Genomic DNA, 15758 nt, shown 5'->3' on the forward strand with positions numbered 1-15758 from the left:
CCTCATCAGGCCCATGACAGCGGCAAGGAGAAGAGTGTGTCCCACGCGTCAGACAAGATTTCCGCGGATATCGAAGCCTACCTGCAAGAACACGAGCGCAAGGACCTGCTGCGCTTCATCACCTGCGGTAGCGTCGATGATGGCAAGTCGACCCTGATCGGTCGTCTGCTGTTCGATTCCAAGCTGATCTATGAAGATCAACTGGCCTCCATCACCCAGGCCTCCAAGACCAGCGGCACCACCGGTGACGAGGTCGATCTGGCCCTGCTGGTCGATGGCCTGCAGTCCGAGCGTGAGCAGGGCATCACCATCGATGTCGCCTATCGCTTCTTCTCGACCGACAAGCGCAAGTTCATCATCGCCGACACGCCGGGGCACGAGCAGTACACCCGCAACATGGCCACTGGCGCCTCGTCCGCGAGCCTGGCGATCATCCTGATCGACGCGCGCTACGGCGTGCAGACCCAGACCCGTCGCCACAGCTTCATCGCCGACCTGCTGGGCATCCAGCACCTGGTGATCGCGGTCAACAAGATGGACCTGGTCGATTACTCCGAGACTCGCTTCAACGAGATCGTCGCCGAGTATCAGGAATTCGCCAACAAGCTGAATGCGCCGGACATCCGCTTCGTGCCGATGTCCGCGCTCAAGGGCGACAACGTCGTCAATCGCAGCCCGGCACTGGACTGGTACACCGTCGATGGCGAAGCGGGCCCGTCACTGCTGGAGGTGCTGGAAACCGTCGAACTGACCCACGACCAGAACCTCAGCGATCTGCGCTTCCCGGTGCAGTACGTCAATCGCCCCAACCTCGATTTCCGCGGTTACTGCGGCACTTTGGCGGCCGGTGTGGTGCGCCCGGGTGATAGCGTCAAGGTGCTGCCGTCCGGCAAGACCTCGACCATCGAGCGCATCGTCACCTTCGATGGTGATCTCGAGATCGCCTACCCGGGTCAGGCCATCACCCTGACGCTCGACGACGAGATCGACATCTCGCGTGGCGACTGGCTGGTGGCGGCGGATGCCGAACTGCCGCTTTCCAATGCGCTGGAAGCGGATGTCGTCTGGATGCACGAGAAGCCGCTGCAGCCGGGCCGTCAGTACGATATCAAGCTGGCGACCCGTGACCTGACCGGCCAGGTCAGCGCCATCGACTACCTCTACGACGTCAACACGCTGGAGCATCACGAGGGCGACAGTCTGGCGCTGAACGCCATCGGCCGCGTCCAGCTCGAGCTGACCCAGGCGGTGCCGGTGGACGACTATCGCTCAAGCCCGGGCACCGGCAGCTTCATCGTCATCGATCGTCTGAGCAACGTGACCGTCGGCGCGGGCATGATCCGCGGCGTGGGTCGCTCCGGCACCCAGGCCACCACCCAGCAGACCGACTGGGCCGCGTTTGAAGCCGACCTCAACGCGCTGGTGCGCAAGCACTTCCCGCACTGGGAAGCCCGCGATGTGCGCGAGCTGCTCGGCCGCACCAACTGATTCCGTCCTGTAGCGACAGCAGAATGGAAGTCAGCGAAATACCAACAACAACGCTGGACACGCAATAATAACACGGCCTGCTGGAATGAAGCCGGAGAACGCAAAAGCCCCCATGGCCGCAAGGCGATGGGGGCTTTTTGCATGGCGCGGCTCACCTCTGGCGCATCAGGCGACAGCAGTGTCGATGGCGAGTGGGGCGGAGGGGCCGAAATGCTCGTGGTGACACTGGCTGAGCGGTACGCCGATACGGCTGAGGTGCTGGATCATGCTCTGCATGAAGCCATGCGGGCCGATCACGAAGGCCTGCAGCGACTCGGCGCTGGCACCGGTCGCGGCGATCTGCTGCGCCAGCCAGTCGCGCTCGATGATGCCCAATTGCGCATGGGGCGGCAGCGTCTCGGCCTGTTCGTAGCAGACCTGATAATGCAGCTGCCTTGGATACTGCGCGACCAGCGCCTTGAGGGTGGCGTCGAAGGCGTGCACCTCGGGATTGCGCGCCGCATGCAGGTAGATCACCTGGCGGCCTGCTGCCAGTGCCGCCGTCAGCAGCGAAAGCATCGGCGTCTGGCCGACACCGGCCGACAGCAACAGCACCGGGGCATCGGCGCTCTGCGGGGCAGCATGCTCGAAGGTCAGCTCGCCGGCCGGCGGCAGCAGTTCGATCTCGTCACCTGCCTTCAGCGCATGCAGGTACTGGCTGGACTGGCCGTGGGCCTCACGCTTGACCGAGATGCGGCAGAAGCGCTCGTCCGGCGCGTGGGACAGGCTGTAATGGCGGTGGATCACGCCCTGCGGTGTCGTCAGGCGCATGCCGATGTACTGGCCCGGCAGGAAGGAGAACATCGGGCCTTCCACCGGTGCCAGGTACAGCGAGCGAATCTCGCGGCTCTCGTCCTGCGTGCGCACGATGCGGAAGCGGCGCAGTCCCTGCCAGCCGCCGCGGGTGGCGGCGAAGCTGTCGTAGCGGCCCTGCTCGGCAGCGATCAGCACGGCGGCCAGCTCCCCGTAGAGGGCGCCCCAGGCATCGGCGATCTCCGGCGTGACGGCGTCCCCCAGCACCTCACCGATGGCGGCCATCAGGCACTCGCCGACGATGGGGTAGTGTTCCGGCAGGATATTGAGCGAGACATGCTTGCTGACCACGGGCGCCAGCAGGCGGTCCACCGCCTCACGCGAGTGGCGCGCGCCGACATAGGCGAGTACGGCGCCGGCCAGCGCACGGGCCTGGCCGCCGCTGGCCTGGTGGGTCTGGTTGAACAGCGGCTTCACCTCGGGATAGCGCTCGAACATCAGCGGATAGAAGCGCGCCGTGATGGCATTGAGATGCTCGGCGACGACGGGAGCGGTGGCGGCGATCAGGTCTTCCTGGGCGTTGGTCAGCATGACGATACCTCTGATTGATGTCCTCCTATCCATGGCAAGGGGCGTGCCAACTCTCGAGGCCAGTCGTCATGCACTCTGCAGGCCTGTGATGTCAAAATGACATGGTCATGTGGCGTGTTCTAATGACATCAGGCGTGTCATTATGACATCAATCTTCAGCCCTCTCTCTCCCGATATCCGCAAGGATGACCGCATGCCCGATGCTCACCTGCCCCTGAACGATACGCCGGTCGCGGCCGTGAATGCCTGGCTCGCCGCCTGGTTGTCCCGCGAGGAGGGCGGCGAGCGGCGCGCGCTGCCATGGACGCGTCTGCTGGCCGCGATCATGCAGCAGCTGCCCGGTGAGGCGGCGACCCTGATGCGCTACCTGCCTGAGCGTGACGAGCTGTTGCCACTGGCCACCTACGGCCTGCCTGCCGAGGTGCGCGGGCGACGCTTCGCGCTGGCGGAGCATCCGCGGCTCAAGGCGATCGCCGAGCACACGGGAGTGCATCGTTTCGCGTTGGACAGCGACCTGCCGGACCCCTTCGATGGTCTGCTGGGGGACGTGCATGGGCCGGATCTGCTGGTGCATGACTGCGCCGGTATCGCGCTGCGCGAGGGCGATACCCTGCTGGGAGTGATGACCTTTGATGCGCTGACGCCAGGGGTGCTGGCCCCGCTGGAATCGTTGTGCGCCTCTGCGAACACGGACGAGCTGGCACTTCCGCTTCAGGGGTTGCAGGCCTGGTTGTCACTCCCCGCACACTGTCTGTCGCTGTCACTGCGACAGGAGTGGGCCGCGGGAGCCACGGACGGCAGGTCAGGGCTTTCGGCACCGATGGTGGTATCACCGACAGGCATGTCGTCACAGAGCGCCATGGCCTGCCCGCAGCGTGGCCCGGCGATGGCCAGGCTCGAGGCGCAGCTGGAGGCGGTCGCCGATACCGAGATGACGGTGCTGGTGCAGGGCGAGACCGGCGTGGGCAAGGAGGGCGTGGTCCAGCGCCTGCACGACGCTTCCCGGCGGGCTGCGCGGCCGCTGGTACGCATCAACTGCGCCGCCTTGTCGCCGGACCTGGTCGAAAGCGCGCTGTTCGGTCATCGGCGTGGCGCCTTCTCGGGCGCGACCCATGATCACCGTGGCCACTTCGTGATGGCGGATGGCGGCACCCTGCTGCTGGATGAGATCGGCGAGCTGCCGCTGGCGCTGCAGCCCAAGCTGCTGCGGGTACTGCAGGAAGGCGAGCTGCAGCCGCTGGGCAGCGATCGCGTGGTCAGGGTCGATGTGCGTGTCATCGCGGCCACCAATCGCGATCTCGAGGCGGAGGTCGCCGCTGGGCATTTCCGTGAAGACCTCTATCACCGCCTGAGCGTCTATCCGCTCAGGGTGCCGCCGCTGCGTGAGCGCGGGCGTGCAGATCTGCTGGCGTTGGCCGGCACCTTTCTTGAGCACAACCGTACGCGCCTCGGGCTGGGCAATCTGCGCCTGACGCCAGCGGCGGAGCGTCTGCTGTGCGACTACCCCTGGCCCGGCAACGTGCGTGAGCTGGAGCACTGCCTGAGCCGCGCCGCCCTGCATGCCCGGCTCGCGCATGGTGCCCACTCGACTCGCCTGCGCGCCGATGGGCGCCAGCTGGTGGTGATCACGCCGGAACTGCTGGGGTTGGAGGTCAACGCCGAGGTGTCGCTTGAACGGGCCGCCAGCGTGGCGCAGGAGGTTCAGGGCGCGCAGGTGGGGAGGGTGGATCAGACAGGAAGAGCGAGTCAGATGGCAGGAGCGAGTCAGACAGGAGGAGCAAGCTCTGCACAGCGCGCCGCCTGGCAGGACGGCGACAAGACGCTGGGACTGCGCGATGCCACCGAGGCATTTCAGCGTGAGCACATCTCGCGGGTCTGGCAGGCGAGTGATCGCAACTGGGCGGAGGCAGCGCGCAGACTCAAGGTCGATCGCGGCAACCTGTACCGGCAGGCGCAGCGTCTGGGAATTGTCTGAGGTGCGAGGCAGTGTCTGGGGCGAGATGAAGTGTCTGATATGAGAAAAGAAGACGGCGATGCTCATGGAGCATCGCTGTTCTTGTATCTCTGCCGCCGGCGGCCCTGGCGCGACGAGAAGTTCGTGTCTCGAACGCGCGTTCAGGCGCCCGCTCAGACGCCAGTTCAGGCGCGAGTGGCGATCAGTACCGCACGCCGCGGTGCCGGGTGGCCTTCGCGGGTCAGGCTCGGGTCAGCGGGATCGAGGAAGTCGCTCAGCGAGTGGTAGGTCATCCAGTCGGTGGCACGCTGCTCGTCCAGGGTGGTCACGGCTTCATCGACGATGCGCACGTCCTTGAAACCGGCGCGCTCGCACCAGTGGGCCAGCGCCTGCGAGGAGGGCAGGAAGTAGACATTGGGCATCGCGGCGTAGCGCTCGCCAGGCATCAGTACCGTCGTCACGTCACCTTCCACCACCAGGGTTTCCAGCACCAGCTCGCCGCCGGGACGCAGGGTGTCACGCAGCTGGAAGAGGTGGTCCATCGGCGAGGGGCGATGATAGAGCACGCCCATCGAGAATACGGTATCGAAGGCGCCCATCTTCGCTGGCACATCCTCGATGCCCACTGGCAGGAAGTGCAGATTGCGGCCCCGGGGGTGGTCCGCGCCGATGAAGTGGCGCACGGCATGGAACTGGCAGTAGAAGCGCGGCGAAGGGTCGATCACCAGCGTGAAGGCCGCGCCTGCACCGACCATGCGCCAGCCGTGGTAACCATTGCCGCCGCCGACATCCAGCACACGGCGATGGGTGAGATCCGACAGATGCGGCGCGAGACGCTGCCACTTCCAGTCGGAGCGCCATTCGGTGTCGATATGGATCTCGTCGAGCTGATAGGGGCCCTTGCGCCACGGCATCATCGCACGCAGCAGATTCTCGCTCTGGCGCAGCTGGCCGCTAGTCAGGCCAGTCGGAAAGCGTGCACCGACCCGGTCGGCATCCAGCTGCACATCGCGCGCGTCGGGCAGGGCGGGCAGCTTTTCCAGCGCGCCATGCCAGGCCTTGAGGTCGGCGTGACGCTTGCGGTCCAGGCCATTGGCCAGTTGCTCGGGCAGGGCGCCCAGCCAGCGGGCGAAGCCGTCGCCGACGGCGCCTGGCTCACAGGCAAGCTCGGTGAAGGCGCGGTAAAGGTCGCGGTCATATGGGGAAATGCTCATGCGCTGGGTCGGGTCCGTGCAGGCGTAGCGGTCATTCGGCGGCTTTGAAGGCGACCATCGATGCGAAATTCAGGTATTGCAGCCAGGTGTGGCTGCGCTGGAAGCCGGCGCGCGCCAGGCGCTCATGATGCGTGTTCAGGCTGTCGGGCTTCATCACGTCCTCGAGGGCCTCACGTTTCTGGGAGATTTCCAGATCGGAGTAGCCGTTGGCACGTTTGAAGTCATGATACCGTTCGATCAGCCAGGCATTCTCGATCGGATCATCGCTGATGATCTTCTCGGACAGGATCAGCACGCCGCCGGGTTCCAGCGCCGCGAACAGCTTGTCGATCACGGCGTCGCGGTCTTCCGGCGGCAGGAACTGCAACGTCAGATTGACCACGATCATGCCGGCCGGCTGATAGTCGAGGGTGCGAATGTCGGCTTCGGTGACGTTGATGCGGTGGTCGGGGAAGGCCTCGGCGAGTTCGCGGCTGGCGCGCTCGACCATCGGTCTGGACAGATCGACGGCTTCGATCTCGATATCCTCGGCGGCCATCTCGCGGGCCAGCGCCATGCTGGCAGCGCCCAGTGAGCAGCCCAGATCATAGACCCGCGCGCCGGGGCGCAGGTGAGCGCGGGCCATCAGGCCCAGCATGGCGATGATCTGACCGTAACCCGGCACCGAGCGGCGCAGCATGTCCGGAAAGCAGCTGACGACCTGCTCGTCGAAGGAGAAGCTGGCGACACGGTCAAGGGGTGTCGTAAATATCGCGTCACGGTAAGATGCATCACTCATGGATCAAGGCTTCATCGGGCAGTGGGCCAGGGCGACATGCCTGTGGCCGAGGACCGGCCGGGCAGAGCGCCCCGTCGGGCCCGCCATTCTACGCATTCGGCGCCCGTGACGCACCCGTCACGGCTGGCGGGTGATGCCTCCATCAATTGATTTCAGGCCGGGCCATGCAGGGCCGGTCATTACACTTCAAGGAGAGAGGTGGCCATGTCCACTCAATCAGCGGCACGTTCTGCGCGTCGTAATACCCAGGCCTGGCAGGCTCTCGCGCGCCATCATCAAGAGCAGATGGCCGATGTGCATCTGAAGGACCTGTTCGCCGAGGATGCGGCGCAAGGGCGTGACCGAGTGGCGACCTTCACGCGCTCTGCCGCGGGGCTGCGTCTGGATCTCTCCAAGCAGCGCCTCAAGGGCGAGACCCTGGAGCTGCTGCTGGATCTGGCGCGCGAAACCGGCGTCGAGCAGGGCATCAAGCGCCTGCTGGCCGGTGAGCATGTCAATCGCTCCGAAGACCGTCCGGCGCTGCACGCCGCGCTGCGTCTGCCGCGCTCCGCCAGCCTCGAGGTGGACGGCGAGGATATCGTGCCGGCCATCCACGAGAGCCTCGAGCACCTGGCCGAGATGGTCGACACCTTCCACAGCGGCCAGTGGCGCGGCGCCACCGGCAAGCCGATCACCGACGTGGTCAACCTCGGTGTCGGTGGCTCGGACCTGGGCCCGCTGATGGTCTCCAGCGCCCTGAGCGATTGCCGTCCCAAGGACATCCACGAGATCGGCGTGCACTTCGCCTCGACCATGGATGGCTCCCAGCTGGCGGATTATCTGGAATCCTTCAGCCCGGAAACCACGCTGTTCATCCTGTCCTCCAAGTCATTCTCGACCATCGATACGCTGTCCAATGCCCGCACCGCGCGCGACTGGCTGAAATCACGCCTCGATCCGGAAGGGCGCCTGGAAGCGCTGATCAACCGTCAGCACTTTATCGGCGCTTCCGCCAAGCCGGAGAAGATGACCGAGTGGGGCATCGCGCCGGAACATCAGCTGCTGTTCTGGGATTGGGTCGGCGGCCGCTATTCGCTGTGGGGCACCATCGGTCTGCCCATCGCGCTCAATGTCGGCATGGACAACTTCCGTCGTCTGCTGGCCGGGGCGCATGAGCTGGATGAGCACTTCCGCACCGCGCCGCTGGAAGACAACCTGCCGGTGCTGCTGGCGCTGGCCGGGATCTGGAACAACAACTTCCTCGATATCCGCGCCCACTCCATCCTGCCCTACGACGGTCGCCTGGAGTACTTCGCAAGCTACCTCGAGCAGCTGGAGATGGAATCCAACGGCAAGTCGGTGACCAACGATGGCGAGATGATCGACTACTCGACCTGTCCGGTGCTGTGGGGCCAGCTGGGGCCGAACGCCCAGCACGCCTTCTATCAGCTGCTGCACCAGGGCACCCAGGCGGTCGAGTGTGACTTCATCGCGCCGATGTGCCGTTATGATCACGTCGAGGACGCCGAGACACGCGCCCACCTCAAGGCACAGCACCGTCTGACGCTGGCCAACTGCTTCGCCCAGTCACGTGTGCTGATGCTGGGTGATGACGCCATCCCCGGTGATGAGGCGCAGCCGAACCACAAGCGCTACCGTGGCAATCAGCCGTCGACCACGCTGCTGCTGGAGACGCTGACACCGGAAACGCTGGGTGCGTTGATTGCGCTCTACGAGCAGAAGGTCTTCGTTCAGGCCACCATCTGGGATATCAACCCGTTCGATCAGTGGGGTGTGGAGCTGGGCAAGCAGATCGCCACCGCCACCGAAGCGACCATGACCACCGGCGAAGGCTTCGAGACGCTGGACGCCTCCAGCCGTGCGCTGATCGAAGCGGTGTGGGCAGCCCAGGACCAGGACCCGCGCTGAGCCCATGGCGGATGTGAGTGAGGGCATGCTGATATGCCATGCAAGACGAGCGGCGGCGGCAGTCGTCGCTCTCTGTTGATTTATACAGTATTCTCGCTATCCTATAAGCGAATCAATCGTTTACACTAGACAGCACGACGCGGACCGTCGAAAACCCTGCTCCCAGCGTATGAATGCTCGAGAGATGCCCAGCCATCTTGAGGCGTGGAAGGGGAGGCTTCGCGGTCTGGCGTGTTGTCGGGAGTGCTGATGGCCAATTCCCCCTTTCCGTCAGATACGGCAGCGATGCACGCCACCGCGCCCGTCAAGGGTCTGCTGTACCTGCACGGCTTCAATTCGGCCAGTTGTTCGCCCAAGGCACGCTTGATGCAGCGCGCGGCAGAGCAGTTCGGCCTGCCGTGCGTGATGCCGGACATCCCCCCGGAGCCCGGCGCGGGTCAGGCGGCGGTCAACGCGGCCTATCTCACGTTGTGTGAGCGCCTGGCGCTGGACCCCGCAGACCCTGCCTGTGACGACGCCATCATGGTGATCGGCAGCTCCATGGGCGGTTTTCTGGCCACCTGGCTGGTCGCGCGTGAGGCCGCACGCCTCGAGGGGCCGGCTGGTCCTTCTCAGAGCGTCTGGCGTCAAGGGCCGCGCAGTGTGCTGATCAATCCGGCCGTGCGTCCCGCGCGACTGGTCAGCGAATGGCTCGGTTCGGTGCATGCCAACCCCTATACCGGCGTGACGTTCACCGTCACCGAGGAGTTCGGGCCCGGGCTGCTCGCATTGGAAGCGGAACCGGTCACGGCGCAGCGCACCCTGGTGCTGTTGGCGACGGCCGATGAGACATTGGATGTCAATGATGCCGCAGGGCTCTATCAGGGAAGTCGCTTGATCATCACGCCGGGTGGCGATCACGGCTTTGCGCAGCTGGCGGAATATCTGCCGGCGATCATGGCGCATGGCGGGCACCGGCTGGCCCCCGCCACCGCAGCGGCGATGCATGTCGCGCCGGACTAGCAGGTCATGCGCGTGGTGCTTTCTGCTACGACACACCACGACCTGGCTGGGCACGGCACCTCTTGGCACGACATGGATTGGCACGACTTGGCAGGGCGTTCGATGCTGAACGCCAGGCGCCGGTCTCTCATTTTTCAGGAATCCGTTGTCCGTCTCGCGCACGTGAAATGGCGAGTCGGATGGCGGACGTCAACACCAAGGACACAAGGCTGCGATGAGTCAGTACAGCGCCAGTTCCATTGAGGTCCTCTCCGGCCTCGAACCGGTCCGCAAGCGGCCCGGCATGTATACCGACACTTCTCGGCCCAACCATCTGGCGCAGGAAGTCATCGACAACTCCGTCGATGAGGCGCTGGCGGGGCATGCGAAGGAAATCCGCGTGCGCCTGCTCGAGAATGGCGGTATCGAGGTCGGCGATGACGGTCGTGGCATGCCCACCGACATCCACCCCGAGCATGGCGTGACCGGCATCGAGCTGATCCTCACCAAGCTGCACGCGGGCGGCAAGTTCTCCCAGGACAGCTATCGCTTCTCCGGCGGCCTGCACGGCGTGGGCGTCTCGGTGGTCAATGCGCTGTCGACGCGTCTGGAAGTGGAAGTGTGCCGCGATGGCCTGCGTCAGCGCATCGCCTTCGAGAATGGCGAGAAGGCCGAGGAGCTGACCCAGATCGGCACCGTCGGCAAGCGCAATACCGGCACCCTGGTGCGCTTCTGGCCGGACGAGAGCTACTTCGACAGCCCGCGCCTGGCGATGCCGCGTCTGCGCCACCTGCTGCGTGCCAAGGCCGTGCTGTGTCCGGGCCTCAAGGTCGTGCTCATCGAGACCGATGGCAGCGAGACGACCTGGCACTACGAGGATGGTCTGCGCGATTACCTGCTCGGCGCCACCGATGGCTTCGAACGCCTGCCGGAATCGCCCTTTGTCGGCCATTTCGAGGACGAGGAGCACGGGGTCGACTGGGCGATCCAGTGGCTGCCGGAAGGCGGTGAGCTGGTGCAGGAACCCTACGTCAACCTGATCCCCACGCCGCTGGGCGGCACCCACGTCAATGGCCTGCGCTCCGGTCTGCTCGAGGCGCTCAAGGAATTCTGCGACTACCGTAGCCTGCTGCCGCGTGGCGTCAAGCTGAGCGCGGATGACCTGTGGGAGCGCGCCGCCTTCGTGCTGTCGGTGAAGATGCTCGATCCGCAGTTCGCCGGCCAGACCAAGGAGCGCCTGTCCTCGCGCAGCGTCGCCGCCTTCGTCTCCGGCGTGGTCAAGGACGCCTTCTCGCTGTGGCTCAACCACCATGTCGATCAGGCCGAAGCGCTGGCGGAACTGGTGATCTCGGCGGCCCAGCGCCGTCTGAAGAGCGCCAAGAAGGTCGCGCGCAAGAAGGTCACCTCCGGGCCTGCGCTGCCGGGCAAGCTCTCGGACTGCTCAAGCTCCGACCCTGCCGACAGCGAGCTGTTTCTGGTCGAGGGCGACTCCGCCGGTGGCAGCGCCAAGCAGGGCCGCAACCGCGAGACCCAGGCGATCCTGCCGCTGCGCGGCAAGATCCTCAATACCTGGGAAGTCGAGTCGCATGACATCTACTCCTCCCAGGAAGTCCACGACATCGCGGTCGCCATCGGCCTGGACCCGGGCTCGGATGACCTCACCAAGCTGCGCTATCACAAGGTCTGCATCCTGGCGGATGCCGACTCCGATGGTCTGCACATCGCCACGCTGCTGTGCGCGCTGTTCGTGCGTCACTTCCCGGCGCTGGTGGATGCCGGGCGCGTCTTCGTCGCCATGCCGCCGCTGTATCGCATCGATCTGGGCAAGGAAGTGCATTACGCCCTGGACGAGAGCGAGAAGGCGCACATCCTCAAGCAGCTCGAGAGCAAGCGTGGCACGCCCAACGTGCAGCGCTTCAAGGGTCTGGGTGAGATGAACCCGCTGCAGCTGCGGGAAACGACCATGGCGCCGGACACCCGCCGCCTGGTGCAGCTGACGCGCAGTGCGGATGACGGCACCCACGAGATGCTCGACATGCTGCTGGCCAAGAAGCGCGCCAGTGATCGCAAGAGCTGGCTCGAGGACTACGGCAACATGGCCGATATCGAGGTCTGATCATCGGTTGAGCTTCGAGCGCAGCTGAACTTCGAAAGCAGCTGAGCTTCGAAAGCCAGACAAGCTGCGCGACAGCATTCTTTCGGGAGCGCCACAGTCAGGCGCTCCCCGGTTTTACGCTCGTAATCAAGGTCAAGCGCCCATGAGCATGGATATCCAGGTTGCGGAGGGTGACGTCGAACGTCTGGCCCTGCGCGACTACACCGAAAAGGCGTACCTCGACTACTCGATGTACGTGATTCTCGACCGCGCCCTGCCGCATGTCGGCGATGGCATGAAGCCGGTGCAGCGCCGCATCGTCTACGCCATGCGCGAACTGTCCCTGACGGCCAACGCCAAGTACAAGAAGTCGGCGCGTACCGTCGGCGACGTGCTGGGCAAGTTCCACCCCCACGGTGACAGCGCCTGTTACGAGGCGATGGTGCTGATGGCGCAGCCGTTCAGCTATCGCTATCCGCTGGTGGATGGCCAGGGCAACTGGGGTAGCCAGGATGACCCCAAGTCCTTCGCGGCGATGCGTTACACCGAATCGCGGCTGTCGAAGTACTCCGAGGTGCTGCTGTCCGAGCTTTCCCAGGGCACCGTCGACTGGGTGCCCAACTTCGATGGCACCATGAACGAGCCCAAGGTGCTGCCGGCGCGTCTGCCCAATGTGCTGCTCAACGGCACCACCGGTATCGCGGTGGGCATGGCGACCGACATCCCGCCGCACAACGTGCATGAAGTCGTGGCCGCCACGCGCCATCTGCTGCGTCATCCGGACTCCGACAGCGATCAGTTGATGGAGTACCTGCCGGCACCGGACTTCCCCACCGAGGCGGAGATCATCACGCCGCGCACCGACCTCGCCAAGCTCTACCGCACCGGTCGTGGCAGCGTGAAGATGCGCGCCCGCTATGTGCTGGAAGAGGGCGATATCGTGATCACGGCACTGCCGTATCAGGTCTCCGGCGCCAAGGTGATCGAGCAGATCGCCGCCCAGATGCAGGCCAAGAAGCTGCCGATGGTCGCGGACCTGCGTGATGAGTCCGACCACGAGAACCCGACGCGCCTGCTGATTCAGCCGCGCTCCAATCGTGTCGATATCGAAGGCCTGATGGCGCACCTGTTCGCCACCACGGACCTCGAGAAGAACGCGCGCGTCAACATGAACGTCATCGACCTCAAGGGGCGCCCGCGGGTGATGGCGCTGCACGAGATGCTCGCCGAGTGGCTGCGCTATCGTCGCGCCACCGTGCGTCGTCGCCTCGAGCATCGTCTGGCCAAGGTCGAGGACCGTCTGCATATCCTCGAGGGTCTGCTGACGGCTTACCTGAATCTCGACGAGGTGATTCGCATCATCCGCGAGGAGGAAGACCCCAAGGCCAGCCTGATCGAGACTTTCCAGCTCTCCGAGCGGCAGGCCGAGGCGATCCTCGAGCTGCGTCTGCGTCACCTGGCGCGTCTTGAAGAGATGAAGCTGCGTGGCGAGCAGGACGAGCTCAAGCGCGAGCGCAAGCACCTCAAGCATCTGCTGGGCAATGACGAGGCACTGACGGACCTGATCGACAGTGAGCTTGAGCAGGCCGCCATTGACTTCGGCGATCCACGTCGCTCGCCGCTGGTCGAGCGCGGCGAAGCCAAGGCGCTGTCGGAAGTCGAGCTGATGGGCGCCGACCCGATCACCGTCGCGCTGTCCGAGAAGGGCTGGATCCGTGCCGCCAAGGGGCATGATATCGACCCCGAGGGCCTGTCCTACAAGGCCGGCGACCGCTTCCATCTGGCGGCGCGCGGCAAGACCAATCAGCCGCTGGTGCTGCTGGATGATACCGGGCGTGCCTACACCCTGGCCGCGCACAATCTGCCCAGTGCACGCGGGCAGGGCGAGCCGATCACCGGGCGCATGAATCCGGCGGCGGGGGCGGCGATGGTCGGGCTGCTGCTCGATGCGCCTTCTGCGCGCTATCTGCTGGCCTCCGATGGCGGCTATGGCTTCGTGACCACGCTCGAACAGCTCACCGGCAAGAACAAGTCCGGCAAGGCGGCACTGACCTTGCCGCGCGGCTGTGCGGTGCTGCCACCGGTCGAGGTGCCGACAGCGCCGGAGGCTGCCGATGGCACGCCCGCGGCCTTGGAAGTGGCGGTGGTCTCCAACGAAGGGCGCCTGCTGGTCTTCCCGCTCTCCGAGCTGCCCGAGATGTCCAAGGGCAAGGGCAACAAGATGCTGTCGATTCCGGGCGAACGCGCCGCCAACCGCGAGGAGTTCGTGCGCTCGCTGGTGGTCTTGCCCGCCGGCGCGACCCTGGTGGTGCATGCCGGCAAGCGCAAGACCCTGCTCAAGGGGGCGGATCTCGATTATTATCGTGGTGAGCGTGGCCGCCGCGGCAGCAAGCTGCCCAAGGGCTTCCAGAAGGTCGACCGTCTGGCCGTCGATAGTTGATCCGGGCCGGATGGCCTGGCTTGTTAGCTGAGGTGCGTCGGCGTTGACGCCGACATGCCCCGTGGGCGACACCTTGATGATTCATTGCTCAGGAATGATTTTCCAATGACACAACGTATCTTGATCCGTGCCACCGGTACGGCTCGTCCAGGACAGCTGGCAGGGCTTGGTCAGGCGCTGGCGCGCAGCGGCGCACGACTGCTGGACATCAATCAGAGCGTGACCTTCGGGCTGGTGTCGCTGGAAGCGCTGGTGGCTCTCGGCGCGGAGTCCGACCTGGAGGCCGCGCTGGCCGCCGCCGGTGAACAGCTGGGGCTGGATGTGCAGGCCGTGCAGGTCGGTGCTGAGGAATACGCGCGCTGGAGCCATCAGGCGGAGCGCCCGCGCTGGATTCTGACGCTGCTGGCGCCGTGTCTGCCGGCCGGCATTCTGGCCGAGGTCGGCGGCCTGACGGCCGAATTCGGCATCACCGTCGAGCTGATGCATCGTCTGTCGGGGCGTGAGCCGCTGGATGGCGAGTCACCGGCCGAAGGCGCCTGTGTCGAGTGCTGGCTGCGCCTGCCGGAGAGTGGCACCGACATCAATGCCCTGCGCGAGAAGGCGCTGGCGTTGGGCGCGCTGCACGGTGTCGATATCGCAATCCAGGAAGATGATATCTGGCGTCGTCATCGTCGCCTGATCTGCTTCGACATGGATTCGACGCTGATCCAGACCGAGGTGATCGACGAGCTGGCGCGCCGTCACGGTGTCGGCGAGGAAGTCTCGGAAGTCACCGAGCGGGCCATGCGGGGCGAGCTGGACTTCAAGGAAAGCTTCCGTGAACGCATGAGCAAGCTGGAAGGCCTGGATGAATCGGTGCTGGCCGATATCGCCGCCAATCTGCCGCTGATGGATGGGGTCGAGCGCCTGATGGCCAACCTCAAGGCGCTGGGCTATCGCACCGCGATCCTGTCCGGTGGCTTCACCTACTTCGCGCGTCATCTTCAGCAGCTGCTGGGCTTCGATGAGATCCACGCCAATGAGCTGGTGATCGTCAATGGCAAGGTCACCGGTGAAGTGCGCGAGCCGATCGTCGATGCCGAGCGCAAGGCGCTGCTGCTGCGCGAGATCGCCGAGCGTCATGGCCTGCGCATGGAGCAGACCATCGCCGTCGGTGACGGTGCCAATGACCTCAAGATGCTGGCCGAGGCGGGGCTGGGCATCGCCTTCCGCGCCAAGCCGCTGGTGCGTGAACAGGCGCGTCAGTCGATCTCGACCCTGGGCCTGGATGCCGTGCTCTACCTGATGGGCTATCGCCAGCAGGATCTCGAGCACTGATCCGTGATTCAGCCGCTGAACGCCTGCGCTGAGTGACAAGCCAGTGTGTGAGTGACAACGCCCCCATCGCCGCCGCGATGGGGGCGTTGTCGTCTGGTCATCAGGTCGCAGAATAGTCCCAAAGCAGCAATGCGCTTTCGGGTGTGGGGGCTAGACTGGAGGGGAAGCGCCGACGACTCGTCGCTCGTCAGTTGACGCCA

Annotated in this window: 10 protein-coding genes; 7 read left to right on the forward strand and 3 right to left on the reverse strand. The window is 65.1% G+C overall.

Going from position 1 to position 15758, the window contains the following annotated elements:
* Nucleotides 1–36: 36 nt before the first annotated feature.
* A complete protein-coding gene (cysN, locus tag U0O11_RS05200; protein ID WP_213113883.1) occupies nucleotides 37–1488 on the forward strand; it encodes a sulfate adenylyltransferase subunit CysN in 1452 nt (483 codons plus the stop codon).
* A gap of 165 nt (nucleotides 1489–1653) precedes the next feature.
* On the opposite strand, the gene U0O11_RS05205 is transcribed toward cysN, so the two are convergent.
* A complete protein-coding gene (locus tag U0O11_RS05205) occupies nucleotides 1654–2871 on the reverse strand; it encodes a globin domain-containing protein (RefSeq protein WP_324691987.1) in 1218 nt (405 codons plus the stop codon).
* 193 nt (nucleotides 2872–3064) lie between these two features.
* Between U0O11_RS05205 and norR the strand changes: the two genes are divergently transcribed.
* The gene (gene norR / locus U0O11_RS05210; protein WP_324691989.1) at nucleotides 3065–4846 is read left to right on the forward strand and encodes a nitric oxide reductase transcriptional regulator NorR; all 1782 of its coding nucleotides are present in this window, start codon (nucleotides 3065–3067) and stop codon (nucleotides 4844–4846) included.
* A gap of 164 nt (nucleotides 4847–5010) precedes the next feature.
* Here the strand turns inward: norR and cmoB are convergent, their stop codons facing one another.
* Complete coding sequence (gene cmoB, locus U0O11_RS05215; protein ID WP_286988755.1) at nucleotides 5011–6039, reverse strand: tRNA 5-methoxyuridine(34)/uridine 5-oxyacetic acid(34) synthase CmoB; 1029 nt, start codon at nucleotides 6037–6039, stop codon at nucleotides 5011–5013.
* Nucleotides 6040–6070: 31 nt separating this feature from the next.
* Entirely contained in the window at nucleotides 6071–6817 is a 747-nt protein-coding gene (gene cmoA, locus U0O11_RS05220) for a carboxy-S-adenosyl-L-methionine synthase CmoA (RefSeq protein ID WP_215824115.1), read from the reverse strand.
* A gap of 204 nt (nucleotides 6818–7021) precedes the next feature.
* On the opposite strand from cmoA, the gene pgi reads away from it, so the two are divergent.
* From pgi to serB, 5 genes are all read left to right on the forward strand, one after another.
* A complete protein-coding gene (gene pgi / locus U0O11_RS05225; protein WP_054557080.1) occupies nucleotides 7022–8725 on the forward strand; it encodes a glucose-6-phosphate isomerase in 1704 nt (567 codons plus the stop codon).
* Between the two features lie 249 nt (nucleotides 8726–8974).
* Nucleotides 8975–9727: a YqiA/YcfP family alpha/beta fold hydrolase gene (locus tag U0O11_RS05230; RefSeq protein WP_303592929.1), complete on the forward strand. Its 753-nt coding sequence runs from the start codon at nucleotides 8975–8977 to the stop codon at nucleotides 9725–9727.
* A 214-nt stretch (nucleotides 9728–9941) separates the two neighbouring features.
* Nucleotides 9942–11822, forward strand: a complete 1881-nt coding sequence (gene parE, locus U0O11_RS05235) for a DNA topoisomerase IV subunit B (protein ID WP_043335172.1) — start codon at nucleotides 9942–9944, stop codon at nucleotides 11820–11822.
* A 142-nt stretch (nucleotides 11823–11964) separates the two neighbouring features.
* Nucleotides 11965–14241, forward strand: coding sequence for a DNA topoisomerase IV subunit A (parC, locus tag U0O11_RS05240; RefSeq protein ID WP_324691991.1), 2277 nt, complete (start codon nucleotides 11965–11967; stop codon nucleotides 14239–14241).
* A gap of 105 nt (nucleotides 14242–14346) precedes the next feature.
* Nucleotides 14347–15558 carry a phosphoserine phosphatase SerB gene (gene serB, locus U0O11_RS05245; RefSeq protein WP_131431580.1) on the forward strand — a complete coding sequence of 404 codons (1212 nt, stop codon included), beginning with the start codon at nucleotides 14347–14349 and terminating at the stop codon, nucleotides 15556–15558.
* Nucleotides 15559–15758 lie beyond the last annotated feature (200 nt).

The organism is Cobetia sp. D5 (assembly GCF_035666195.1).
Lineage (GTDB): Bacteria > Pseudomonadota > Gammaproteobacteria > Pseudomonadales > Halomonadaceae > Cobetia > Cobetia amphilecti.